The 26,133-nt window shown below is 44.9% G+C and carries 17 protein-coding genes and 1 tRNA gene; 7 read left to right on the plus strand and 11 right to left on the minus strand.

What is annotated here, in order from left to right:
• Positions 1-86 precede the first annotated feature (86 nt).
• Positions 87-902: a hypothetical protein gene (locus MHI27_RS24870; protein WP_405174906.1), complete on the minus strand. Its 816-nt coding sequence runs from the start codon at positions 900-902 to the stop codon at positions 87-89.
• A 310-nt stretch (positions 903-1,212) separates the two neighbouring features.
• On the opposite strand from MHI27_RS24870, the gene MHI27_RS24875 reads away from it, so the two are divergent.
• Positions 1,213-1,286 (plus strand) — tRNA-Arg (locus MHI27_RS24875).
• Positions 1,287-2,273: 987 nt separating this feature from the next.
• Here MHI27_RS24875 and pstA read toward each other — a convergent pair.
• The 6 genes from pstA to uxuA all read right to left on the minus strand — a co-directional run bounded on the left by pstA (position 2,274) and on the right by uxuA (position 9,472).
• Complete coding sequence (gene pstA / locus MHI27_RS24880) at positions 2,274-3,149, minus strand: phosphate ABC transporter permease PstA (RefSeq protein WP_076286458.1); 876 nt, start codon at positions 3,147-3,149, stop codon at positions 2,274-2,276.
• Positions 3,146-4,093: a phosphate ABC transporter permease subunit PstC gene (gene pstC, locus MHI27_RS24885; RefSeq protein ID WP_042191272.1), complete on the minus strand. Its 948-nt coding sequence runs from the start codon at positions 4,091-4,093 to the stop codon at positions 3,146-3,148. The genes pstA and pstC overlap by 4 nt, the downstream gene beginning before the upstream one ends.
• A gap of 82 nt (positions 4,094-4,175) precedes the next feature.
• Positions 4,176-5,036 (minus strand): phosphate ABC transporter substrate-binding protein, encoded by an 861-nt coding sequence (locus tag MHI27_RS24890; RefSeq protein WP_042191274.1) that lies wholly within the window; start codon positions 5,034-5,036, stop codon positions 4,176-4,178.
• Positions 5,037-5,091: 55 nt separating this feature from the next.
• On the minus strand, positions 5,092-6,528 hold the full coding sequence (locus MHI27_RS24895; RefSeq protein ID WP_076286456.1) for a stalk domain-containing protein: 1,437 nt from the start codon (positions 6,526-6,528) through the stop codon (positions 5,092-5,094).
• A gap of 244 nt (positions 6,529-6,772) precedes the next feature.
• Positions 6,773-8,395, minus strand: coding sequence for a mannitol dehydrogenase family protein (locus MHI27_RS24900; protein ID WP_405174907.1), 1,623 nt, complete (start codon positions 8,393-8,395; stop codon positions 6,773-6,775).
• Positions 8,396-9,472 (minus strand): mannonate dehydratase, encoded by a 1,077-nt coding sequence (uxuA, locus tag MHI27_RS24905; RefSeq protein ID WP_076300702.1) that lies wholly within the window; start codon positions 9,470-9,472, stop codon positions 8,396-8,398.
• A gap of 221 nt (positions 9,473-9,693) precedes the next feature.
• Here uxuA and MHI27_RS24910 point away from each other — a divergent pair, with 221 nt between their 5' ends.
• Positions 9,694-10,347 (plus strand): GntR family transcriptional regulator, encoded by a 654-nt coding sequence (locus tag MHI27_RS24910; protein ID WP_405174908.1) that lies wholly within the window; start codon positions 9,694-9,696, stop codon positions 10,345-10,347.
• A gap of 96 nt (positions 10,348-10,443) precedes the next feature.
• On the opposite strand, the gene MHI27_RS24915 is transcribed toward MHI27_RS24910, so the two are convergent.
• The 3 genes from MHI27_RS24915 to MHI27_RS24925 form a co-directional block, all read right to left on the minus strand.
• A complete protein-coding gene (locus MHI27_RS24915; RefSeq protein WP_405174909.1) occupies positions 10,444-11,499 on the minus strand; it encodes an NAD(P)-dependent alcohol dehydrogenase in 1,056 nt (351 codons plus the stop codon).
• Positions 11,500-11,542: 43 nt separating this feature from the next.
• Positions 11,543-14,983, minus strand: coding sequence for a glycoside hydrolase family 2 TIM barrel-domain containing protein (locus tag MHI27_RS24920; protein ID WP_405174910.1), 3,441 nt, complete (start codon positions 14,981-14,983; stop codon positions 11,543-11,545).
• A 96-nt stretch (positions 14,984-15,079) separates the two neighbouring features.
• Positions 15,080-17,170 carry an alpha-glucuronidase family glycosyl hydrolase gene (locus MHI27_RS24925; RefSeq protein ID WP_405174911.1) on the minus strand — a complete coding sequence of 697 codons (2,091 nt, stop codon included), beginning with the start codon at positions 17,168-17,170 and terminating at the stop codon, positions 15,080-15,082.
• 125 nt (positions 17,171-17,295) lie between these two features.
• Here MHI27_RS24925 and MHI27_RS24930 point away from each other — a divergent pair, with 125 nt between their 5' ends.
• The 5 genes from MHI27_RS24930 to MHI27_RS24950 all read left to right on the plus strand — a co-directional run bounded on the left by MHI27_RS24930 (position 17,296) and on the right by MHI27_RS24950 (position 24,401).
• Positions 17,296-18,180, plus strand: a complete 885-nt coding sequence (locus MHI27_RS24930) for a helix-turn-helix domain-containing protein (protein WP_405174912.1) — start codon at positions 17,296-17,298, stop codon at positions 18,178-18,180.
• Positions 18,181-18,442: 262 nt separating this feature from the next.
• Positions 18,443-19,174 carry an ABC transporter ATP-binding protein gene (locus tag MHI27_RS24935; RefSeq protein ID WP_405174913.1) on the plus strand — a complete coding sequence of 244 codons (732 nt, stop codon included), beginning with the start codon at positions 18,443-18,445 and terminating at the stop codon, positions 19,172-19,174.
• Positions 19,171-20,226, plus strand: coding sequence for an ABC transporter permease (locus MHI27_RS24940; RefSeq protein ID WP_405174914.1), 1,056 nt, complete (start codon positions 19,171-19,173; stop codon positions 20,224-20,226). The genes MHI27_RS24935 and MHI27_RS24940 overlap by 4 nt, the downstream gene beginning before the upstream one ends.
• A gap of 58 nt (positions 20,227-20,284) precedes the next feature.
• Positions 20,285-20,974 (plus strand): TetR/AcrR family transcriptional regulator, encoded by a 690-nt coding sequence (locus tag MHI27_RS24945; RefSeq protein WP_081393233.1) that lies wholly within the window; start codon positions 20,285-20,287, stop codon positions 20,972-20,974.
• A gap of 82 nt (positions 20,975-21,056) precedes the next feature.
• Positions 21,057-24,401, plus strand: a complete 3,345-nt coding sequence (locus MHI27_RS24950) for an SNF2 helicase associated domain-containing protein (protein ID WP_405174915.1) — start codon at positions 21,057-21,059, stop codon at positions 24,399-24,401.
• 98 nt (positions 24,402-24,499) lie between these two features.
• Here the strand turns inward: MHI27_RS24950 and MHI27_RS24955 are convergent, their stop codons facing one another.
• Entirely contained in the window at positions 24,500-25,942 is a 1,443-nt protein-coding gene (locus MHI27_RS24955; protein ID WP_405176791.1) for an exosporium glycoprotein BclB-related protein, read from the minus strand.
• Positions 25,943-26,133: the final 191 nt, after the last annotated feature.

Genomic DNA, 26,133 nt, shown 5'->3' on the forward strand with positions numbered 1-26,133 from the left:
CCTCCAAAATATAGGTTCACAAGTTTACTTCAAAAAATGATACAATCCACGCACAGAATAACCATTATATTATATACAACATTACTTTATTTATCAAGTAGAGAAGTCTTTACAAAACCCTTGAGCGCACGATATGCCCCCTCAAATTGAAAGCGCATGCCGTCTGTAATGCCGTACATTCCACGAGTCTCCTCCTCTTGCCGTGTACCGTTTAAGCTCTCAGATACAAACTGGTGTAACGCCCCCGCCCAAATATCTAGTAGCGCGTCTTCCCCATCCAGTATTTTCCGATACTCTTCCGATCCATAAATCGACATGACGAACTGGCCCCAGAGCTCCTGTGCAAAATAATACAGCGTTGGCTCATGTACCTCCGCCTGCTCGGCTACCCGCTCGAGCACCTGACTCACCTGTGGTGGAAAATCCTCTGTCTGCAGCGGCACACTTTCAATCTCTACAATTGCTGTTTCGTGACCACGAATCAGATTCACTGTTCCCTGCATCCCACGCCGCCGAAGGGTCTGAAGGGTCCGAAATTGCAGCAGCGGGTGAACATTATCCCCCTGCAGCCATGCCGTCAGCGCCTCATCGACTCCGCCGCCTTCCAGATATGAAAGCTGCTCTAGTGCTAGGATTGTCGCCTCTGACAGCGGCTCATTCATTATCCGCTGCAGCAGCTTTTGAGGATACCCCGCATCCTCAGTCATTTTTGATTTGGCCAAGAAACGGGCCATATCTTCTTCCCTTAAATCTTCGTCTTCGGGGTGAACGGCTCCTTCCGCATCTCCATTCTGAGAGGCGTAGGGGAAAGCTGTTTCGAGCCATTCCAGCAGAGACCGCCATTCCTCGTAATTTCGTTCTTCCTGTCCTTGACACTGCAACAAAAAACGCAGCAGCTCCATCGCTTCCCCGTATCGTTCACTCTCCAGCATCACCGTAAGCTGGATTTGATAATAGTCCAGTGTCTTGGGAAACAGGACGATATTCTCTTTTGTGGCGGGGGAATCTGAATCTTTAATGAGGGCACCTCCTTATAGCTAATTATGTGAATTGAATTCTAAAACGTCATAAATGTTATTAAGACCTTAAGCTTCTTCCGAAACTTAATAATTGTAGATTATAGCATACCCCGTACTCTTTTTAAAAAACAGCTTGAAAAACATCGACGTACATGATATGATAACTCCTGCTTGCTTTTCAGCCAGCAATCATGTCCCGGTAGCTCAGCTGGATAGAGCATGCGCCTTCTAAGCGCACGGTCAGGGGTTCGAATCCCTTCCGGGACGTCAGAGTAACAGCCTTCCTTCGGGGAGGCTGTTTTGCGTTCAGGGGATGAGAAACCCAGGTGGTTCGTCGGAGCATAAGCATCGATAGGATCAGCTTCGCAGTCAGCCCGAAAGGGCTGCATCCCGTTCGGGGCAAGTAACAGCCTTCCTTCGGGGAGGCTGTTTTTGCGTTCAGGGAAAGAGAAGCCCAGGTGGTTCGTCGGAGCATAAGCATCGATAGGATCAGCTTCGCAGTCAGCCCGAAAGGGCTGCATCCCGCTCGGGGCAAGTAACAGCCTTCCTTCGGGGAGGCTGTTAACGAGTCCAGAGGTAAAAATATTCGGCTCAACAGACGAAATTATAGTGTCAATCATTGGACAGGTTGTTGAATACTATGTGGCTGGACCCGACAGCTGGTGATGCTTCTCGGGGCATCATAAGGTGGTGTGTCGGCTGGTCTATGATCAGTGCACTAGGCTTGTTGAGTAACTAAGGCTCGGCCGAGTACAGTTGGCGTTCCTCATACCATCCTTGGGCGCTGTATCAACTGCGGTACGCTCGATACACTAGATTGGTTGAGGGAACTAGGAGCTCGACGGTGGCGTATTATGAGCAACTGGGTATCGGATTCGTGGCAGCTTACATTAGGACGAGGACCTTTCAGTTTTTGGAGCTACATAGGTTGAACAGATCGAATGGTTATTTCCTGCCGAGACTATAGTTTTAGGGAAATCCTCCCTGATATTTACCTATAATCTCTAAAAAACAAACTTTTTAGGGAATTCCTCCCTAAATATTCCCTAAAAACCGCTAATCATGAGTAATCAAGGATATTTCAGGGAGGTTTTCCCTAATTATGCTTCTAAAGAGCATAAAACGCTGAATTTTAGGGAGATATTCCCTAATTACGAATAAAAAACTTCAATCCATTACTAATCTATCGACACCCCATCAATAACCCTATAAACAAATAAAGGCCTACAGGCTTCCCCCGTAGACCCCAATTCATTACTTCCGGCGATTGCTAAGCCACAGCGGAAATCGAAAGACAAAATTGATAAACAAAACAACAAATACAAGTACGGCTGCCGACTTATCAGCAATTTGACGTGCATCTTCTACAATCGCCTCGGATTGTACATACCAAAGATGTACGGCCAGTGTTTCACCCGGCGAGAACAGATTGAAATCCCACATTTCTCCCGAGGTACTGAGACCAGCGGTAAGGATAATAACCGCAGACTCCCCGAAGGCGCGTCCAGCAACGAGACAAATCCCAGTAACAATGGCAGACATTGCAACGGGCAGGACTACCGTGCGGATCACGTGGAATTTAGTCATCCCAAGCGCATAACCAGCCTCGCGGATCTCCCCGGGGACAGCACGTACCGCTTCCTCTGTCACTCGCGCAAGCATAGGTAGATTCAGCAGTGCCAAGCTGACGCCTCCGCCAAGAATCGTCAGACCGATATCGAAATATTCCGCAAAAATCGCGAGTCCGAGCATACCGAATACAATCGATGGAACCGATGACAGGGATTCTACGCAAATACGTAGTGCGCCTGTAAATTTATTGTCTGGTGCATATTCAGCCATATAGATTCCGGCACCCAAACCAATTGGAACGGAAATAAACAGCGAGATGAACAAAATGTAAAAGGAGTTAAACAGCACCGGGCCAATCCCACCACCTGCGTCAATCTCTTCAGGCTGTTTAATCAAGAAATCGGGCCGAAGTGCCGGTAGACCTTTACTAAGAATCGTGAAGAGCAGCCAGAAGATCAGCAGCATGACTAAAGCCCCAAGCGTATAAAACCCTATGGTTGCAATTTTATTGTTTCTTTGAGCCCGCGCTGTATGCTTTGTACTTGCGAATCCGTTCACGCTGCATCCCTCCTTTTTCTACCCAGCACGCGGATGATCAGAATTAATACAAATGATATTACTAGCAGGAGAAATGCCATCATATGTAGCGCATAGTTCCATGTAGAGTCAAACTCTACATTGGAGATTTGCATAACGATGTTACTAGTTAGCACCGATGCTGGCGTGAATAACGTCTTCGCCAATTGCGGTGTATTCCCGATAACCATAACTACAGCCATCGTCTCACCCACAGCACGAGTCATACCTAGAATAACCGCAGAGATAATTCCCCGGCTAGCCGCAGGCAGTACTACACGCATGATGACCTGTAAACGGGTAGATCCAAGAGCATATGCAGCATCACGATATTTGCGCGGCACAGAGACAATGGCATCATCACTGATTCGGCAAATCGTTGGCAGCACCATTAATGCGAGCACCAGCGCAGCAGCTAACAAGCCATCGCCTAAGCTCTCCCCACTAATTCTGCGCAAGAAAGGAAGTAATACCGTTAAGCCTATATATCCGTAAACAATTGAAGGAATCCCTACCAATAAATCTAGCACTGGACGGATAAAAGTCTTCATCCATTTTGGAGCAATCTCTGCACAAAGTACTGCCATCCCTACCGAAATAGGAACTGCGATCAGCAGCGTTAATGCAGTTAGTGAAAGTGTATTTACAATGAAGGCAGCCGCTCCAAAAGAATCCTCTTCCGGCGTCCAGTTAAAGGAAAAGAAAAAGTCCGCAGGCGAGAGATGGCCGAACAGAAGCATAGCCGTTTTGCCGATAAATAGAATTACAAGTCCAAGCACGAAGCAAAGCGCAAGAATGCTGAATAAAAAATAAAACTTAAACAATTTGTTGCTAAACAAATGTCTACCATGACGTTTAGGATTAGCGCTAACCTGCGTTACGCTCTCTTTTCCCCTAGTTGCCAAGCCTTGGACTGGTGCCCCCATACTTTCCCTCCTGTAAGCGGCCACCCCCGTATCAAGATCGGAGCTGGCCGCTGTTACCGTTCAATATGATCTTTAGATGTTATTAGCCCTTCATTGCTGCGATCGGAATAAATTTAAGCTTTTTCAGGGAACCTTGTTGGAACTTCTTGCTTTGTACGTATTCGATGAATTCTTTTGTAGCGCCAGTAGGTTGGCCTTTAGTCATGTAGTAACCATAAGCCCAGATCTTATAAGATCCATTGATTACGTTGTCTGTAGTAGCAGCTATACCGTTGTGTTTAACAGCTTTTACGTCGCCACTTACATATACAAGGTCGATATAACCGATAGAGTTAGGAGTTGTTCCTACGGCAGTCTTCATGTCACCGGATGAACCTGTTTCTTTGTAGTTCTTAGCCTTTTTAACGATATCTCCGCCATCCAAAGCTTTAGCTTGATAGTTAACGCGTGTACCGGAGCCGAAAGAGCGAGTGATAACCACGATGTCAGCATCTGCACCGCCTACTTCTTTCCAGTTCGTGATTTTACCTGCGAAAATACCTTTAAGCTGTTCAGTTGTAAGGTTATCTACACCAACATTTTTGTTAACGATTGTAGCAAAAGGAATAACTGCTACTTTGTTTGCTACTTGACCGTCAAAAGCTTTGAAGCCTGGTACGTCGATGCTAGCATCCCAGTCGCAAGCGCCGATATCAGCGATGCCTTTTTTAACAGCTTGAGGTCCAGTTACTGAACCTTTACCTGAGGCTGCGATTTTCACTTTAGGGTGCAGCTTTTGGAATTCTTTTGCCGCTTGAAGCGTCAATGGAAGAAGTGCGGTTGAACCGTTAACTGTGATTTTACCTTTAAGTGAATCGGCTGCTGCTGCAACCCCTGCGAAAGATGCGGTTACCGCAATTACAGCCGTTAGAGCCGTTACTGTTAGCTTTTTGAAAATCTTCATTTGTATAATTTCTCCTCTCGGCTCTACGCCGTTAAAATATGATTAGGGATATTTATTATTTCGACAGTTGCAATGCTTTACCGCCTTGAACCACCCATACACCGCCATCACTTACGATAGCAAGCTTGCTTCCATCATTCGAAACAGCTACTTCAGATACATCTTCAGTGGAGCGGAACAGCTCAGTCTTAGCTCCATTGTTATCAACGGAATAGACTACTGTGCTTCCATCTGCCGCTGAACCTGCTACAACCAAGCCGTTCTTAACGCCAGTAGACCAAGTTACTTCAACATCAAGTGCAATGTTGCTGCTTTTTCCGTCTGCTTTTACAACCTTCAATGTGTTAGCTGCGTTACCCTCAGCATCTGCACTCAGGTAAACGACGCTACCATCAGCAGAAATTTCAGGGTACAGTTTGTTATCCGGTGTAGTTGTCAGTGCAGCTGGTTTAGCATCTTTCGTAGCCAGGTCAAGCTTGTAAAGCTGCTCTCCAGCAGAGCTGAAGTCTACAGTAAGAGAATCTTCTGTGCTGTCCGCATCGTTTTTAGCAACACCCGTCAAGTTAACGATATAAACGGCGCTCTTTTCATCAGCGGAAATGCGCAGTTCGGATTTATTTTCTACTTTGTCTGCCAATACGGATTTAACTTCACCAGTGTCTACAGCGATTTTTGCGAGTTTCTCTTGCTTGTCACCTTGGACGAAGTAAATACTTTTACCATCGTTCGACCACACCAGATCCGTTTTTACACTATTGTCAGTGCCAAGTGTCTTAGTAGCTCCGCTAGACAGGTTAATCAGATTCAACAAACCAGTCTCATCATTGAAAGCTCCCCACTGCCCATCCGGCGATACTGCAAAATCTACTGCACTGTCATTTGATGAAAATACTTCGTAGTTACCTGGCTCTGTGCTGAACTTGATAAGTTGAGCAGATTCAGCATCACTTTTGTTCGCAATCAGACTTCCAGCTGCTGTCCAGTGCAAAGTATCAAACAATCCTTCAGGACGAGCAAAGCTTAGAATCGTGCTAGCGTCAGCATCCAGTTCTCCACCTAATGCATAAACTAACTTTGAAAGCTCTACATAGGTTTTACCGTTATAAAATACTGGAGCAACTGTGAATGTCTCGGAATTACCATCTACTTGATAGCTCTTTGAGCCTGTTTTGAGCTTCACATTATGTAATCCTTTGCTGTCATTAAGTTCAAACCCGCCAGCTCCAAGTACTAACTTAGCTCCAATTTCACCAGCTACCTGATTCAGCGAGTACAACTTGTAACCACTGCTATTAATGGTGTTAAACACAATCGGCGTACCATTTACATTCCAAGTGGCTGTACCTTCTTTAACTGCTGTTTTTGCAGCGGTTTGATTGGTAGCCACAGATTTTACATTACTGCCGATGCTAGCTGCAGATACACTCCCAACGCCTACAGTTGCAAGAAGTGCTGAAGCCAACGTTGCGCTAATCCATTTACTGTTTTTCAATTAGATTCACCCTTTTCGTATAGGTAACTGCTAATGTCATTTTCGTCTACAATTGTCAACTCTGTTGCAGAGGAATGTTATGGAAATATTAACTATAATTATTTTTTTGAAAAAGTAGGTATATTAGCGTACTAGACTGCTAAATTCAGATAAACCAAATGGACTAGACACGAAAAAGCCTCATGGGGGATAGCTCTGCGGGGTGCAGTAGCTTTTACTCCATGAGGCTTTTTGTAAATGTGATCTACACTAACTCTTCATTTAAATGCTTTTCCAACGTTCTCCGTACAGCTCCTGGGCCTTTCAGCATCTCATAGAAGTAACTTTCAATCTTGCTACCCAGACCGATTTCATATAACGGTACACCAAAAATCTTCTCATTATCTAGAATTCTATGCACATTAGAGGTCGAATCTCCCAAAGTCACTCCCTGCAGATGCGCTTGAAGCGACTCCATTAACGGATCGGGACTTAGCTCAAATGAATTTCCTTCATCATCCACTCCGATCAAATAGCGGCACCAAGCAGCAATTGCTAGTGGAATCGCCGTCAATTCAGCTGGATGAAGATTTTCGCGTTGTACATAGGATTTGATCGTTTCCCCATAACGAATGCCTACCTTCTGCGACGTATCTGTCGCAATTCGCTGCGGGGTGTCTGGAATAAATGGATTCGCCAATCGCTCTTGCAGCACTTCATCCAAGAACTGCTGTGGACGTAGAATGATAGGATCTACAACTACAGGCAATCCTTCCTTATACCCAATCCGCTCGACTAATGTACGTAGAGTCTGATCCTGCATCTCATCCGAAATCTGTGTGTAGCCTAGTAGACAGCCAGTGACCGCTAATGCAGTATGCAAGGGGTTTAGACAGGTGGTAACTTTCATCGTTTCTACCCTGTTCACGGTCTCTCGATCTGTGAATATAATGCCGGCTTCTTCTAATAAAGGTCGCCCATTCGTAAACTTATCTTCAATGACCAGATATTCACTAACTTCTGCGTTAACAAAAGGCGCGGTATGAGCGTTCCTCGAGGTAATAAGTATATCCATACCGCCAATCCCTTGCTCCTGTAAAGCATTACGTACTACCTCGGATGGACGTGGTGTGATTTTATCGATCATCGACAAGGGGAATGTTATGAGACTCTCGTCTTCGAGGTACGCAACAAAACCTTCCTCCACAACCCCTTTCGCAGCCCATGCCTTGGCGATTGTAATCACGCTATTTTTCAACATATCCCCATTGTGCGAACAGTTATCCATACTGACAAAAGTCATCGGATACTGCCCCTTAAGATATCGACGGTACGCTAGAGAAGCGATCACACTCATGCTGTGGGATGGCTGCTCTGGCCCTTGCTCCATATCCTTCTTTACGATATCAAGGTACATTCCATCAGGACCGGTCAAGGTATAACCTTTCTCTGTAACGGTGAAGCTGGCCATCTGCAGGCTCGGGTTTTCAAAAATTTCAACCAAACGGCAGTAATCCTCCGCTCGATTCTTGTTTGCCATAATAGCTTCGGTAATGCTGCTAATGACCTTTTTTGTAAACTCGCCACTCGCATTCATTAGTACGAGAAGTGTTAAATGATCATGTGGTTTATAAATTTTGTCAATCAGCTCGTAGTCAGAGGAGGTAGCGGCAATAATACCTGTATCTGCTTTTCCAAGCTCCAACAGCTTCTGGTGAGCATTCGCAACAAATCCCCGAAAAATATTTCCCGCTCCAAAATGAACCCATTCCGGCCTAACGCGCGTATTCTCCGCCACCTGCTCATAATCAAACTGAGGAAGCTCCACGTCAGCGTCCTTCCACGCCTCTGCACATGATTGAATACTCTCTCTTGTCAGAAGCAGCATTCACTTCACCCCCATCGTATTGTCGAGACTATCCCACACACCAAGTAAATACATGATCCCCATTGCTCTATCGTACAGCCCGTACCCCGGGCGGCAAGTCTTCTCTTCCCCCCACAAATGACGACCATGATCTGGACGCACATACCCCGTATATCCATTCTCATGATACGCTTTAACAACCTCTGCCACATCCACACTGCCATCCCGTCCACGATGAGAGACCTCAATAAAATCTCCGTTCTCAAAAACCTTAACATTTCGAATATGAGCAAAATGAATGCGATTACAGAATTCCCGAATCATAGCCGGCAGATCGTTCTTCGGATTCGTACCGAGCGACCCAGTGCAGAAGGTTAATCCATTATACGGACTATCTACTGCGTCAAGTAAACGACGGATCGTATCACGGCTGCGGACAATGCGGGGCAAGCCAAAGATCGGCCAAGCAGGATCATCGGGATGAATAGCCATTTTGATATCGACTTCTTCACAGACAGGAATAATGCGCTTCAGAAAATAGACCAAGTTCTCGAACAGCTTCTCTTCCGTTACATCTGCATAAGCGGCGAATAGCTCATCGAGCTTCGCAAGACGCTCCGGCTCCCAGCCAGGCATCGTAAATTCGCCTGCCCCCTCGAGAATACGATTCACCATGTCGCGCGGGTTCTCATTAATGGCCGCATTTTCATAAAAAAGAGCATTCGAGCCATCTGGCAATTCCTTGTACAGCTCCGTCCGAGTCCAGTCAAAGATAGGCATGAAATTGTAACAGATCACTTTAGTACCGACCTTGGCTAGCTTCCGTATGGTGTCTATGTAAATATCGATATATTTATCACGCGTCGGGAGTCCAATCTTGATATCATCATGGACGTTCACACTCTCTACTACGGCAGTACTAAACCCTTTGCTCGTAATTTGATCCGCAACCTTTTGAATGTCATCCATTTCCCACACTTCGCCCGCTACCTTATGATGTAGTGACCAGACAATGCCCATTACCCCCGGAATTTGCCGGATATGATCAAGCGTAATGTTGTCATTGCCTTCCCCATACCATCTCCATGTCATGTTCATCTAGATAAAACCTCCTATATTTCATGTGTCGAGATCTTGTATACAAGATAATATACTCAAATATTAGATTTAAATAATACCTTTTGTCAATGACATAAAATCAATAATTCCCGATCTTGTATACAAGATTAAAAAATTATATAATGAAATCACTATCTTATTTCAGGATCCCGTTTCAGATATCCGCATTACAAATTCAACGGCAATGGAGACGCAACCTCATGTCCACCAAAAATGATATTTTGAACCTATTAAAGCACGAAATTCTTAATTTAACACTAAAACCTGGAACCATTCTAAGTGAGACCGTGTTATCCGAACGGTTTCAGATATCCAGAACACCTTTGCGCGATGTACTAAAGCAGCTATCCCTCGAGTCCTATATTGATGTGTATCCGAAGAAAGGGAATCTGGTTTCATACATTGATTTGGAATCTGTCGAGCAAATGATCTATTTAAGAAGCGTTTTAGAAAAGGATATTATCAAAGGTCTATGCGATAGCCTTACTCTTAAAGGAATTATAGAACTTAAGAAGAACCTAGAAAAACAAAAAAATGCCATACATCAAGTACATGCCATTGAGCACTTTTTTGCATTGGATGACGCCTATCATAAGACGTTATTCACATTAGCAGGACATGAATTTTTGTGGGAGCAAATTAAGTTTTCCCATGTGCATTATGAAAGATATCGACGCTTGCATACGCTAAAGGCAGAAAAGCTGGAGAAAATTTTGAGCGAGCATCACATGATCCTGGATTGTATGACAAATCATGAACCAGACAAAGTGGATGAGCTAGTCCAGCATCATTTGCGTGAAGATATGAACTCCCTATACTTACTGGAGAATTTTGCAGATTATATTAAAGCGTAATAACGCGTATTTACAGAGTTTACATAAAAATAAAAAGACCGCCTCAAGCAGCCATTTTCATGGCTTTTAGGACGGTCTCTTTTTTTATATCACGCATTAAGGCATATTCGGATAAATCATTACCTTAATACTTGTATCCTTCTCTTTACGTGCTACTTCAAGAGCTTCTTGAGTATCTGTAAGCGCAAAGCGATGCGTAACTATTTTCTCAATATCTAATGAAGAATGCTGCAACGCTTGGATCGAAGCCGGATAGGTATTCGCGTAACGAAAAACACCATAAGCATCGATCTCACCATCGATAAATTGTCCCATGTCCATCGGAATAGCACTATCGGCTGGTAAACCGACAAATACAATTCTCCCGCCACGGCGAACCCACTTAATTGTATCCGCCATCGCCCTTGCGTTACCCGATGATTCTACGACGAGTGTAACTCCAAATCCGTTTGTTAACTCATTGAGGCGCTGTCCAACATTCTCTTTTACTGGATCTAATGCTGCAGTGAAGCCCATCTCCATTGCAAGTTGACGCCGAAAAGGTACGACATCCGTACCATAAATTTCAGAAACGCCAAATAGCTTTGCTGCTTGTCCTGCAAGCAGTCCGATCGGACCAAGACCCGTTATTAGCACTCGATCAAACGGTTGAACCTTACCACGCATCATCGCATGAAAACCAACCGACAATGGCTCCAGCATTGCGCCTTCCTCATAACTCATAGAATCCGGAAGTTTAAATAGATAATCGCTTGGCATGACAATGTATTCTGCCCAAGCCCCATTTACTGGGGGTGTTGCAAGAAAGACCACATCTGGACACAAATTATAACGTCCTGATTTACAATAGTCGCATTGTCCACAGGTCACTCCTGGCTCAACCGCTACTCGGTCACCTACAGCTATATTTGATACCTGCTTACCAACCTCAACGACTTCACCAGCCAGCTCATGGCCTAATATGATCGGTTCCTTTACTACATAACGACCGATTCTTCCATGCTCATAGTAATGAACATCTGACCCGCAAATTCCGATACAATACACCTTAATTAGCGCTTCATTAACCTTAGGAACAGGAATATCTATTTGCTTCACAGAAATTGATAATTGCTCATCCATTATTGCAGCATTCATCTTGCCTGTTAACATGTACACGCACCTCATTTATCGTAGTAGTTGAAAGGACAATCGATCATTCAAACCGAAACCAACCGAAATCGAACTGACTTCCAGGCAAGAAGATAAACGTTACCTTCTGCTCCCCTGTCACTTTCTCCAACTCAAATACTCGCTCTACATATCCATCTGACTGTGTAAATTCGATCAGTTGATTGTTAGATGTTTCATCCTCTTCGAAGCGAAGATGAATGGTATTCTTATCGATCGGAGTTCTCCCACAAATGACAAGCTTTGAAGTACCTTCCGTCGTAAAATCCATCTGCTCGAACACGAGAGATACGTTATTCCCGATTCCTTCAACACCCTGTTCCGTGATGGTGAACGTATCACCATAAATGCGATCACAATCCACAGCCCTATTCTGCTCGAACGCTCGGTTCTTTTTCACAAATGAGAAGCCTTTAATGTGCACCTTCTTCTGTAATACGAAACAAATAGAGCTGATACCCGTGAGTCTCTTGGATAATAGATAGGTTGCCTCCTGATAAACATTCCATTGCGATTCCTTCTGATAAATAACGTCTGCCAAAAGCTCACTGTTCTCTTCGTCCGGCATGCCTTCCCAAATCTGGAGCTCGTAGGCTTCGCTAGACAATGCGAATAGGGGAATCGTTATCAAATCCGAGCCGTAAGTTCCAAAGTCAATCTCGCGATAAGCAACCTGCGTCTCACCATCTCGACTCGTTGCTACGCCTCGTTCATTTCCGTTTCCGACTTCGCCTTTAACCTCGTCATGTAGACCGCCAGATATAAATCCATACGGATCCTTGTAAGCCGTCCCCAGACCGCTCGCTGTAAATTCCAACTGTGAAATCAGCTTTGTCTTTTCCGTACCGTTCTTACTCATACAGCGAACGCGGAAACTCCCATCTCCTAACGCCGTGATCTTGGCTTCTTGTCCCAGTTGTTCGAGCCGCGCTAGATTGGACTCAATCCCTACATCATTTACAATACTCCACTCCACTTCAGTATAGGAAGTGTCTTTAGGGTAAAGGATGGCGTGTACATTCATGTCTCTTCTATTTTCATTAAACTGTTGTCCAGAATAACTTATAATTTCTATCTTTCGTAAAGGAATTTCTTCTACATTTCCCATTACACAGGGCAACTCTAGATTTCTAGTGTTAGCTGAAATGCCTATTCCACGATCTGCCACAGGGAGCGATTGAAGCTGTAGCTTACTACCTACTACACCTTTCGATGTAACCTCAACTGTTATCGTACCTGCTTCTAAACTCGCAGCAACAATCGCCATAAGCTTACCGCTGAACAAGCGTCTACTCATTCCTTTGTATGGATCATAGTCCGTGCTGTCTCCATTATCTAAACCGATCAAACGGCCTGCTCCGCCCACCTGAACCTGAACGCGACTGTTTGCATTCTCAACAGCATTACCGTGCTCATCCTCCATCGTAATTTCGATGAAGATTAAATCTGTGCCGTTCGCAAGGAGTGTACCCTTATCAGCTTTTAAGCAGATTCGACTCGCATCCCCGAACGATTTCCTGATGTCTACTGCAATGATTTGGCCAGCCTCATCATAAGCGATTGCCTTGAGCTCGCCTGGTTCATAAGGAAGCTTCCACCAGCCCGCTAGCTGCGTTCCATGTACATGATCGATTTCATAGGTCCCAACAGTCTCACCATTGAACAGCAATTCTATCTTGGGAGCATTCGAGCAGACTCGAACATCGATCATTTGACCGGGATTGAAATCCCAATAGGGAAAAATATGCACCATCGGATGCTCCTTGTAATTTGTCCAAGCCGCTTGATAGATGTAATATGAATCCTTTTTAAAGGTCGCTGTATCAATCTGTCCAAAATACGAATTCTTCGTATGATACGGTGTAGGTTCACCAATATAATCAAAACCCGTCCATATAAATTGCCCTAATGAGAACGCTGCATCTCGCTCCGCGATAATACACGCTTCTGCTGACTTCGCTCCCCAGCTTGTAGAGCTATTACCTAGTGCAGAGCACTGCTCATCGTCATCAGCCAGGATGGATTGCTCGAATGGGAAATGATATATTCCCCTGCTCTGCACAATAGAGGCGGTTTCACTACCATAGATAATCCAGTCAGGATGTTCCGCGTGATGCTGATGGTAATATTTTTCCGCATAATTGTAGCCTGCCACCTTTACGATGTCCGCACATTTCTGAGCATTCTCCCATGGCATATAGTTCGATCCAATGGTCACTTTCCCGTTGCCTTTCGGATCATATTGAAGCACGGCTTCCATCAACATGCTCGTCAATTCTTGCCCTCGCTTGTCAGCATGCGTATCATAAATTTCATTGCCAATACTCCACATGAACAAGCTTGGATGATTACGATCTCGCATGACCCAGCTTCTCACATCTTTTAACGCCCAGTCCTTGAAAAATCTTGCGTAATCATATGTGGTCTTCGATCGCTCCCACATATCAAAGGCTTCTGAAACCACAAGCAGCCCCATTTCGTCCGCCAGATCCATAAGCTCTGCAGCAGGCATATTATGAGCGGTGCGTATTGCATTTACGCCCATGTCCTTTAAGATCTCAAGTCTTCTTCGCAATGCTGCTGTATGAAACGCCGAACCCAATGCTCCAAGATCATGATGCTCACAAACTCCGTTAAGCTTAATCTTTACCCCATTCAGAAGCATTCCCTCTTGCGGATCTAGTACAATCGATCGAAAGCCTATACACTGTGTTACTTCTTCTATTGTTGTCCACACTTCATCAGAACCCTGATCAGGTGCCTTATGCTGCAATTCCGTTTTTAGCTGATATAAATGCGGCTCACCGGGGCTCCATAATAAAGCATTCTCTACAGTCAGCACCTGACTTACACGTGAGGTGGCTTGTGTTTGATCTCCAGCCGAGATTTTCTCAACACAGGTCTTTATCTCTCGATCCTTGTACAGAATGGTTTGGGAAAGCCGCATATCTCCTGTAATGCTCACATCGGTGTCGATCTCCACTCGCCAAACGTCATTTTTTTGTACTGTATGAATGTAAATTCCATCTGTCACGATGTGATTGCAATCTCTTGTCTTGAGCCATACATTCCGATAGATACCCGCTCCTGAATACCATCTACTATTCGGACTCTGATGCACGACCTTCACTAGAATTTCATTTTCCCCGTCTATGAGCATATCTGTAATTTCGTATTCAAAGGAAGAATAACCGTATTTCCATTCCCCAACCCATTGATGATTCACATAAATCGTGGAGTCCATATAAATACCATCAAAACACAGCAATAGCTGCTCATCGTTCTTCGTATTTATAAAATATTTTCGATACCAGCCAATACTATTCTCATATAAGTCTAACGTGTTATAAATCAACCAATCATGTGGGAGATCGATGGGATGGAAATCCAAGGACTCAGCATTCGTCACTTCTAAAGTACTCTTGGCGAATTCCCAGTCCTCATTAAATAATCTTTTCTGATTCAAGGTGTATCTTCCTTTCTTCTCATAGGATTATGAAACAAAGGGATGGAGCAATAGAAGGAGTGGCCCTGCTGGACACACTCCTCCTACTGCTAATATTTAGTATATTGTACGTTGATGCTGGTCTGGGATACCGCTTTTTCGATAGAAATACGTATTGATGATATCTCTCCACTCGCGGGCATGTAGTACCTGTTCGTGCAGACGGTCTGCCACCTGTCCAAACCTGCTGCCATCCATTTTCCCCTCAAGGGACTGCCACTTCTCTTTCAGCCCTGCTGCGCGATCCACGCCATCAAAATGCGTATCATAAATATGCTGGATGACCGTTTTACCAGATTTAAGAGTATGCGTATACGGTACATGATGAAAGAACAGTAATAGCTCATCTGGACAAGTAGCTACCGATTCATACAAATCTACATTCGCTCCTTGATACTGAGCAACATATCCCGTACCCGTCTTTATTGTCCGGTCTACGCCAATCCCTTGTAAGTCTGCAAAATGATACGTTCCCCATTTCGAATATTCATATCCATCCACATTTGGACCGTAATGATGATCTGGATTGACCATCCAGCCTACGCCAAGCGGCGAAGTATAAGATTCATAGATATTCCAGGAGGTTAACAAGATCTCACGAATCGTATCTATTAACTGCTCATCCTCTGCACTGAACGTGAGCATTGTCCATTCCTTCGCGATTTGCGCTGCACTTAATTCCGGATTCCAAGCGAGACGACCGTAACCATATAGATTGGCCTGCGCTAACAAATGCCCCGTCCAGTTATGATCATTACCAATATTTGAAACAGCAGCGAAGCCGCTATATTTATAACCGTACATGGATCCATCGACGACCTGTTTCACCGATGACTCCGAATTCGTTGCGTACGTATTAAAATCAAGAACTTCCTTCCATTGAGGAATGAGGTAGCAGACATGGCGCTGTTGGCCTGTGTATTCCTGTGTAACCTGAAATTCAATCATCATATTCGTATGCTTCATGGCACCGAACAACGGAGACACACCTTCCCGTACTTGAAAATCCATCGGTCCATTCTTCACCTGCAAAATAACATTATCCATGAATCGACCATCTAGTGGTTTAAAGTGATCATATGCCGCTCGTGCACGATCGGTGGAGCGATCACGCCAATCCTGTTTGCAATTGTAAACGAAGCAGCGCCAGATGACGATTCCCCCGAAAGGCAATAAAGCTTCAGCCAGCATGTTCGAACCTTCTGCATGATCACGATCATAAGTGAATGGACCTGGACGATTCTCTGAATCAGCTTTTACGAGGAAACCGCCGAAATCTGGAATCAATTTATAAATTTCTACCGCCTTTGCCTTCCACCATTGGCGTACATCAGAATCTAACGGATCAGCTGTATTTAATCCACCGATTTCGATCGGGCTAGCATAGTTAATACTTAGGAATAGCTTCACCCCGTAGGTACGGAAGATATCGGCAACCCTCGCGATGTCAGGAAGATAGCGCTCCGTAATAAACATCGTTTCAAACCGATGTACATTGACATTGTTTATAGCAATCGCATTGATTCCTATCGAAGCGAGCATTCTCGCATAATCTTCCAATCGATCAAAGTCCTTAGTGATTTCGTTGTCTGAGTAGAATATGGACTTCCCCGCGTAACCACGTTCAATGCTTCCATCGATGTTATCCCATTGATTCATCATGCGGAGCGTATTTACCGGCTGTTCCAACATATCCAACGCCTTAATAGATTGACCCGTTCCAAGCAAGCGTAAGAATGCAAATACACCGTACAGTAATCCCACGGGTGTGGAAGCACCTATTGCAATACAGTCCTTCTCCGTGTTTGTTCGAATGGCATATCCTTCTGATCCAATTGCTGTCCTTGTAGCCTCGCTAAAGGTATGCGTAATCAACGGATGATTACTATCAAACGTACCGATTGCAATACAAGCTTGTTTATCTTTATCCTGAGATTCAGCAATGGTGGCTTCTATATCCAGCATTCCTTGTATGGCACGTGTTAGTTCTTGCACAGCACTTTTGATCACTGGATGATCTTGATTGACTGTCAAAATGTTATAGCACCAAGGAGAATAGCACTCTCTTACTGCACTCGATTGAATATAAGGATATTCGAGCCAAGCTTTATACCCTGCGTTATGTAATTCTGTCTTTTGTTCTGCCATAATTCGGTGTCCTCCATTAGTGAGTAAGACTTTTTAATCTAGATGTTGCTAGCTGTGCAATGGTTCTCTTATACTTTTGTAAACGATAGGTTATCCGCATCCCTACTAATAGGAGGAACACGAATGTGACGTACCATAAGCAGCAGGACTTACAACCGTTCCATCTCTATTTTGTATATAAAAGAACAAGTACAAATACAGACGACTATCAAGGTACATTCCATGCTCATCAGGGTGTTGAAATCCTTATTGTTCATGAAGGTAAAGGGACGCTGATTATTGATCAAAATAGCTATGAAATAAAGCCAGGGATGATTTGTATTTTCCAGCCGTATCAACTGCATCATATTCAAATTGAAATTAATGAGGCGGTTCCGTTCGTGCGTTCGATCGTGCATTATGAGCCCAGCATATTTAAAGCTTATTTTGAAAAGTGGCCCATCCTACAAAGCTTTTTCAATCATATTCACAGCGGCAATTCTGCCTCACCTCGATGGTATGAACAGCAGGACCTACAATCCCTGATAGCTCTTTTGAAGGATCTGGATAAAACGCTTCCAACTTTGCACAAAAATGATTTCATGGAAGAGGTCTCATTGTTTCTCATCACGTTCCTACGTACTTTAAAGCCGCTTTGGGATACACAGCAGAAGCCGGCCTCCATGGAACAATTGCTTCGTAAACCACATCAGGCAGAACGTATTATGGAATGGCTGCAGTTGCATTACAAGGAACCTTTGCGGCTTGATCAAATGAGCAAGGATCTGCATCTTTCACCCCATCATTTATCCCACTTGTTCAAGGAATGTACAGGCAGCAGTATTTCCGATTATTTAACGGTCAAAAGAATGCAGGAAGCCGTTCATCTTCTGACTTCAAGCAAATACACAGTTGCACACATCGCCGAGGAAGTGGGGATCACAAATTGCTCTCATTTTTGCAAATTGTTCAAAACCCATTTCGGCACAACGCCTAATCAATTTCGGAAGCAATGGCATTTGCATCATTGAGTTGTTGAACATCCCAGCTGGATTCCTTGTTAACATCATATCAAGTTGATTCGTGAGCAGGTATTCGCATCTTGTGCAAAAATGCCGCTACTTTGCGATTTACACCTAATTGTAAGTTAGTTTCAAGTAGCGGAAATCTAGCACTTTACATTTACTGGATTCCGGAGCACAATAATGAGTGAGCGCTCACTCATTATTGTTGTGCAGAGCACTCAGTAACACCACACTGTATCCCAGACTATTCAGAATCGAGGAGATGAATATGGGTTCGGAAGTTCCAGTCATTTCAGTGAGCCATGTTGGTAAAGCCTTTGGAGACAAACAGGTGCTCGAAGATATTTCACTTCAAGTGGAGCGTGCGGAAACCTTCGGCATATTAGGGCCCTCTGGCTCCGGAAAAACAACGCTAGTAAAGCTGCTTACAGGTATCGATGAGGTGACCTCAGGTGAGGTAAAGGTGCTTGGTGTCACCATGCCTAAGTTATCCATGCTGCAGCAAATTGGATACATGGCTCAATCTGATGCCCTATATACGGAACTCAGCGCAAAAGAAAATCTGGAGTTCTTCGCTGCGCTATATGGACTAAAAGGTGCGGAGCGCGGAAAACGCATCAAAGCTGTTATGGAACTAGTAGATCTTCAGGAGCATCTGCGCAAAAGAGTAGATCAATACTCTGGCGGAATGAAACGCCGCCTATCCCTGGCGATTGCGCTGCTTCATGAGCCTCCGCTACTTCTACTTGATGAGCCAACAGTTGGTATCGATCCTGTACTCCGACTATCCATCTGGAAAGAACTAAAAGCGCTGAACGAGAAAGGTACCACGATTGTACTCACTACGCATGTCATGGATGAAGCTGAGAAATGTGATCGCCTTGGAATGATCCGTGATGGCAAGCTGCTTGCCGCCGACACACCTGCCGGACTGCTTGAAGCCACTGGCTCAGCTTCTATTGAAGAAGCCTTTCTATATTATGGAGGTGTCCGTTCATGAGAATTCGAGCGATCACCTTACGGATTTTGCGACAATTTATTCATGATAAAAGAACGATGGCCTTAATGTTCATTGCACCGCTCGTCGTTCTAAGTTTAATGAGCTTGGTATTCAACGGGGACGCCTATGAGCCAAAAATTGGAGTATCCGGTGTGCCACTAAATATCTCAGCTGCGTTAAAAGAAGAAAATACCACAATTAAAGAGTATGCCAGCGAAGAGCTAGGGAAAAGTGCTCTAGTAGAAGGAAAGATTGACGCTTTGATCACTTTGGACGGAAACGTTGGGAATTCAGGAGTCATCCCTCAAGTGTTGTTAGAGGGTAGCAATCCTACAGCCAACAAGGCGGTAATTATGACGCTTCAAAAGCTTTCTCAGAAGCTCCTACCAAGTACAGAGGAACAGCTGCAATTACAGCCCCAGATCAGCTACTTATACGGTTCTGAGAATATGAAGACGATTGACCGCTTCGGCCCGATTATGATTGGCGTATTTGTTTTCTTTTTCGTATTCCTGATTGCCGGTGTTTCATTCCTGCGAGAGCGGACTACAGGCACCCTTGAACGTTTACTTTCCACTCCTTTAAAAAGATGGGAGATTGTACTCGGGTATGTATGTGGTTTCGGAATTTTTACCGTATTCCAAGCGCTATTGATCTCGTGGTTTTCCATTCAGATTCTTGGCATTATGATGACGGGAAGCTTTGGTTACGTAATGCTGATCACCTTACTCCTGTCGATGACAGCTTTGACGCTGGGCACGCTACTATCTGCTTTTGCAGCCAACGAGCTACAGATGATTCAATTCATCCCGCTTATTATCGTGCCACAAGTTTTCCTCAGCGGACTGTTCCCACTCGACACTCTACCGCTATGGCTACAGCGCATCGGCTACGCAACCCCAATTTATTATGGATCAGAAGCGCTTATGAACATCATGATCCGTGGCAAAGGATGGAATTCCATCGCTCTGGATGTCTATGTACTGATCGGATTCTCACTATTATTCATGGTGCTGAATGTATTGGCACTGCGCAAACACCGGAAAATGTAGCCTCACTAAGAACTTTCATCGGTTGAACGGAATGAACCAAGTTTGGAGGATAATTGTAATGAAAGAATATGATTCTACGGAACAAAATATAGAAGAGCAGTGGATTGAAGAGCTGCTGGCCATAAGTGAAGAGGATAAACTGACACCGAAGCAGATTTCCATTTTGCATGCGGCGATTGAGGTGTTCTCCGAAAAAGGTTACGCTGCTGCTGCGACTAGTGAAATTGCTCAAAAGGCAGGCGTAGCAGAGGGTACGATTTTCCGATATTACAAAACGAAAAAAGATTTACTGCTCTCCATCATTGGCCCCACCATGAGTCGTATGCTCGCTCCTTTTGTACTGCGGAATTTCAACGGGGTACTCGATGTTCCATATGACAGCTTTGAAGAATTCCTACGGTCATTTATCGTCAATCGTCTGGAGTTCGCCCGTAGAAATTTTAAAATGCTAAAGATTCTGATACAGGAGATTCCTTTCCAACCGTTGCTCAGAGAACAGTTCGCAGAAAATATTCTAAGCAAGGTGCTGGAGCGCGTCATCGAAATTGTTGAACACTTCAAGGCAAAAGGTGAAGTCATTGAATTACCCACACCCGCTATTCTACGTTTCACTATTTCATCCATTGGTGGGTATCTGCTTAATCGCCTGCTGCTACAACCGGAGAAGGACTGGAACGATGAGGAAGAGATTAACCTGACGATCCGTTTTATTATGCACGGGATTAGTGGAGTAGCAGCCCCTATTTGATGCGCACGCCCGTTCTGTTATCATAAGGACTATATAATAGTCGGACTTTTCGAAGAACAAGTTACGAGGAAGGAATTATGTTATGGGCTTTAGTGTGACAGAACGGGTAATTAAGCTGCTGTGCGGCAAGTCTATTTTTGAAAAAGGATTGGCTTATTACCAGTCTGGAAGCGTCGATATAATAGATGTTGAAGAACGTAATGAATCCATCCCAGATCTTCCCCGCTCTCGTTATGAAGCGCTCGTTCAAGGGGGCATTGGCTACGAAGTCATGGTTGTCATCGATATCGACGGTGATGTCACTGCAGAATGTACTTGTCCTGCTTACACGCATGGAGGGCCTTTCTGCAAACATATCGCAGCCGTACTGATCAGCATTGATGCCCTTGAAACTGCTGGAGAACGGCCAGACTGTACCGGAACTTCCAGCCATTCTACTATTGAAGATACTGGAGTCTTAACCCCACGTAATGTTACGGATTCTACGCGAGACATGGGAGGAAGGTCCAGAGACCAGCATCTTGTGAGCAGCCTGCTAGGCATGTTCAGTAACCATAAGCCGCGTCCGAGCGGTACTGGGGCTTTTGTAGATAATAGAATCCCTTTAAATGTCGAGTTCATCTGCAAGCCATTCACTTACAGCTATAGCACTACCATGCTTGGAATAGAAATGAAAATCGGCTCGAAACGACTATATGTCGTTCATAGAATAAGAGGTTTTCTGGAACGTGTACATCGTGGAGAAACCTTCGAATTCTCGAAGCATTTCGTCTATGACCCTGCCATTCACAGCTTTCGGAAGGAAGATAACATCGTTCTTCAGAAGCTAATTGAAATTGTCTTAAATGAAAAAATGTATCGCGATAACGTCACTAACTACTCTCCATATGGTGGCAACCTAGGGGGTGATCGCCTGCTGGCTATCCCTCCTTTTTTCTGGGAGACGCTTCAGCCCGCACTTTCAGAGGTCCAGTCGGTATATCTGCAACAAGAAGAGGTGTTGTACGAAGGCATTCATATGTCTAATGAAGCACCGCCCCTTAGCTTTGCGTTCGAACAAGCCGAAGGCGAAGGCTACCATCTGGATATTCAAGGACTGGAGCAGATCTCAGTTCTGGACGATTACGGACTCGTGCTGTCTGAAGGTAAGCTGTTGAAGCTAACTGCTCAGGAATGCATGCGCCTATCTGAGATGAAGAAAATACTGGAATCTTCTCGTCGAGATGGCATCGATATTGCCCCCGAACAAATGGAGCCTTTTATGGACAAGGTTATTCCTGGTCTGAAAAAACTGGGAAACGTGCATATCGCCGACTCTATTGCTGATCGAATTGTGCAACACAAGCTTATAGCGAGGCTCTATCTGGACCGCGTGAGAGATCGACTGCTCGCCGGGCTAGAGTTTCAGTATGGTGACATTATCATCAATCCTTTGGATGAAAAAGCCCATGTTCGCGGTACGGACTTGATTCTTATACGCGACGGTGAAGGAGAGGCCCGAATTCTGGAGCTGATGGAGCATGAATCCTTCGCCAAAACCGAAGGCGGGTATATTATGACGGATGAGGACGGTGAGTACGATTTTTTATACCACACGATTCCGTTGCTTGAACCACTATTGACGGTCTATGCGACCACCGCTGTCAAAGAAAGACTATTCACGGGAACTACGCCACCAAAAGTGAGTATTAGTTGGAATGAGAAAACCGACTGGCTTGATTTTAAATTCGACATGGGTGGTATTCCAGAATCTGAGATTGTGATGATCTTAAAATCACTTCAGGATAAACGTAAATACTACCGATTGCCCGAAGGGGCACTGCTACCTCTGGAGAGCGAGGAGCTCCAAGAAATCATCACCTTTATGAACGAGATGGGCATTCGAGAAGGTGAGATTAAAGGTGCGCAATTTTCTTTACCAGTCGTTCGTGGGTTACACTTAACCTCTTCCGATTCTCAAAGTGACTCAGTCAAGCTAAGCAGATCCTTTAAACGATTACTTGCGAATATGCACAATCCTGAGAACCTTGATTTCCCTATACCAGAAAGTCTGGCTCCTGTGCTCCGGGATTATCAGCAGTATGGATTTCAGTGGCTGAAGACGCTAGCCCATTACCGTTTTGGGGGAATTTTAGCGGATGATATGGGTCTTGGCAAAACGCTGCAGAGTATCGCTTTTCTGCTCTCTGAGCTTCCGGATATTCGTCAGAGTGGTCTGCCCGCTCTTATTGTCGCTCCTGCCTCTCTCACCTACAATTGGCATAATGAGCTTAAAAAGTTCACGCCTGAGATTAAGGCCGTTATTGCAGATGGAAGCTTAACGGAACGCAGTCGAATTTTAAAAAATGCAGCGAAGGCGGATGTAATTATCACCTCTTACCCGCTGCTTCGAAGAGATGTTCAGTTGTATGCTAAGAAATCTTTTCATACCCTGATTCTCGATGAAGCGCAAACCATAAAGAACCATACGACGCAGACCGCTCAAGCAGTTATGGCTGTTCAAGCCCGGCATCGTTTTGCACTTACTGGGACTCCTGTTGAGAATGCGCTAGAAGATCTATGGTCCATCTTCGGCACTGTGTTTCCCGGGTTATTTCCAGGTAAGAAGGCTTTTCACGATTTGCCGAGGGAAACTATCGCTAAACGGGCACGTCCCTTTTTGCTGCGGCGCTTAAAGAGTGATGTGTTAAAAGAATTGCCTGAGAAAATCGAATCACTCCAAGCCTGTGAGCTGTTCCCTGAGCAGAAGAAGTTATATGTCGCTTATCTCGCCCGTTTGAAAAAAGAGGCGCTTAAGCATCTGACCCAGGATAGCTTCGGTAATAATAATCGGATTAAAATCCTTGCTGGTCTCACTCGTCTGCGCCAGCTATGCTGTCACCCGGCTCTATTTGTGGATGGGTATGAAGGAAGCTCTGCCAAGTTCGAGCAGCTGTTTGAAATCATAGAGGAATGCCGCAGTTCAGGTAAACGAATGCTAGTATTCTCCCAGTTCACAGAAATGCTCGGTTTGATTGGACGTGAACTCGGCTATCAAGGTATTCCATATTTTTACCTAGACGGTCAAACGCCTGTGTCTCAGCGCGTAGATTTATGTAATCAATTTAATGAAGGAGAGCGGGATATTTTCCTGATCTCCTTAAAAGCTGGCGGAACCGGACTCAACTTAACAGGAGCAGACACTGTCATTCTATACGATCTATGGTGGAACCCTGCCGTCGAACAGCAAGCTGCAGATCGGGCTCACCGAATCGGACAGAAAAAAGTAGTTCAAGTCATTCGGCTCGTCACCCAAGGTACTGTGGAAGACAAAATGTATGAGCTACAACAGAAGAAAAGGAACTTAATTGATGAAGTGATCCAGCCAGGTCAGGAAGGGTTATCTACCCTTACAGAACAAGACATCCGAGAAATTCTGATGATCTAGGTGTAATGATGTTTGGAGAAAAATAGGGATATCCTTCAGCCAAATGGCTTTTGGGATATCCCTTTTTCTGTAGTAAATACCTCATAATCATCATCAGATTATGCGATTGTAACTCCTGCACTAGCGTAGCCTGCAATGGTTGTAGCAACGTCGACTCCGGCCGATACTGTTGAAGTGAAGACCAACAGCAACCGCTCTCCAGTGGTTACAGGAATGCTCAAGCCTGTAGTAATACCACTGCTAATTGTGCCAAGTGAAAGGACACCTGTAAATGGAGGATTTAATGTGACTACAGCACCAGGGACTGCAGTAAAGGTATTGTTAGGGGTAGAAGAACTGTATAATTGAGCAGTGATTGTTACTGTAGAACCTAATAAACTAAGCGCTGCTGTTGTGCTGAAATAGGCCGCCAAAGAGGTAATTGTTCCGGTGCGTGGAACTGAGAATGCAAAGTTCAGCAAGGTTCCAGCCGCTCCGGTGAGATCTATCGTACCGCCAGCAGCACTAATATTCGTCGCACTACTTCCGAATCCTACGATACTTGAAGTATTCAGCAAGCCTCCTAATACAGTTGTCATAGCTACAGGAAGACCAGAAGCATAAGGAATGATTGCACCTGAACCAGTAGGTCCCGTTGCTCCGGTTGTTCCTGTCACTCCAGTCGCTCCAGTTGCGCCGGCACTTCCTGTTGCTCCGGTCACTCCTGCACTTCCTGTTGCTCCAGTTACACCTGCGCTTCCTGTCGCTCCAGTAACACCTGCGCTTCCTGTCGCTCCAGTAACACCTGCGCTTCCTGTCGCTCCAGTTACACCTGCGCTTCCTGTTGCTCCAGTTACACCTGCGCTTCCTGTTGCTCCAGTTACACCTGCACTTCCCGTTGCTCCTGTTACACCTGCGCTTCCTGTTGCTCCAGTCGCACCTGCACTTCCTGATGCTCCAGTCACGCCTGCACTTCCTGTTGCTCCAGTTACACCTGCGCTTCCTGTCGCTCCTGTTACACCTACGCTTCCTGTTGCTCCAGTTACACCTGCGCTTCCTGTCGCTCCTGTTACACCTGCGCTTCCTGTTGCTCCAGTTACACCTTCGCTTCCTGTCGCTCCTGTTACACCTGCGCTTCCTGTTGCTCCAGTCGCACCTGCGTTTCCTGTCGCTCCGGTAACTCCAGCGCTTCCTGCTGCTCCGGTCGCACCTGTACTTCCCGTTGCTCCTGTTGCACCTGCGCTTCCCGTTGCTCCGGTAACTCCTGCGCTTCCTGCTGCTCCGGTCGCACCTGTACTTCCTGTCGCTCCGGTATCTCCGGTGGCTCCTGAATAACCTATATTTTCACCATACAATTCAGAGTAGACAAGCCGATGAGCAGTCACTAATTGACCTGTGCTGCTTTTTCCCCAAACTGAGACTTGAATTGGATCGTCTATCAAAGTTGGTGTTGTAAATGAAAATTCGAATGAATCAAAATTTGCATAATAATCATTTGTTAGTACTTCATTAGGTCCCACAGTATGAAGTTCACTAACATATAGTGTTCTTGCACCGTTCATATAATATCCTTCGACTTGAATCAACGACGCAGTGACATCACTCTGATTAACAAGTTTAATAGTAACAAGCTGAGTGGGTCTTTCACCGCTTACCAGATTGTTTTCTATAGGTCCAGTAGATAAATAACTCAAGTTATCAACTCCTTTTATTTTTAAATAGATTGCCTGCAAAAAATTCTAAATAGTAGCGT

The organism is Paenibacillus sp. FSL H8-0261 (assembly GCF_045040645.1).
Taxonomy (GTDB): domain Bacteria; phylum Bacillota; class Bacilli; order Paenibacillales; family Paenibacillaceae; genus Paenibacillus_AQ.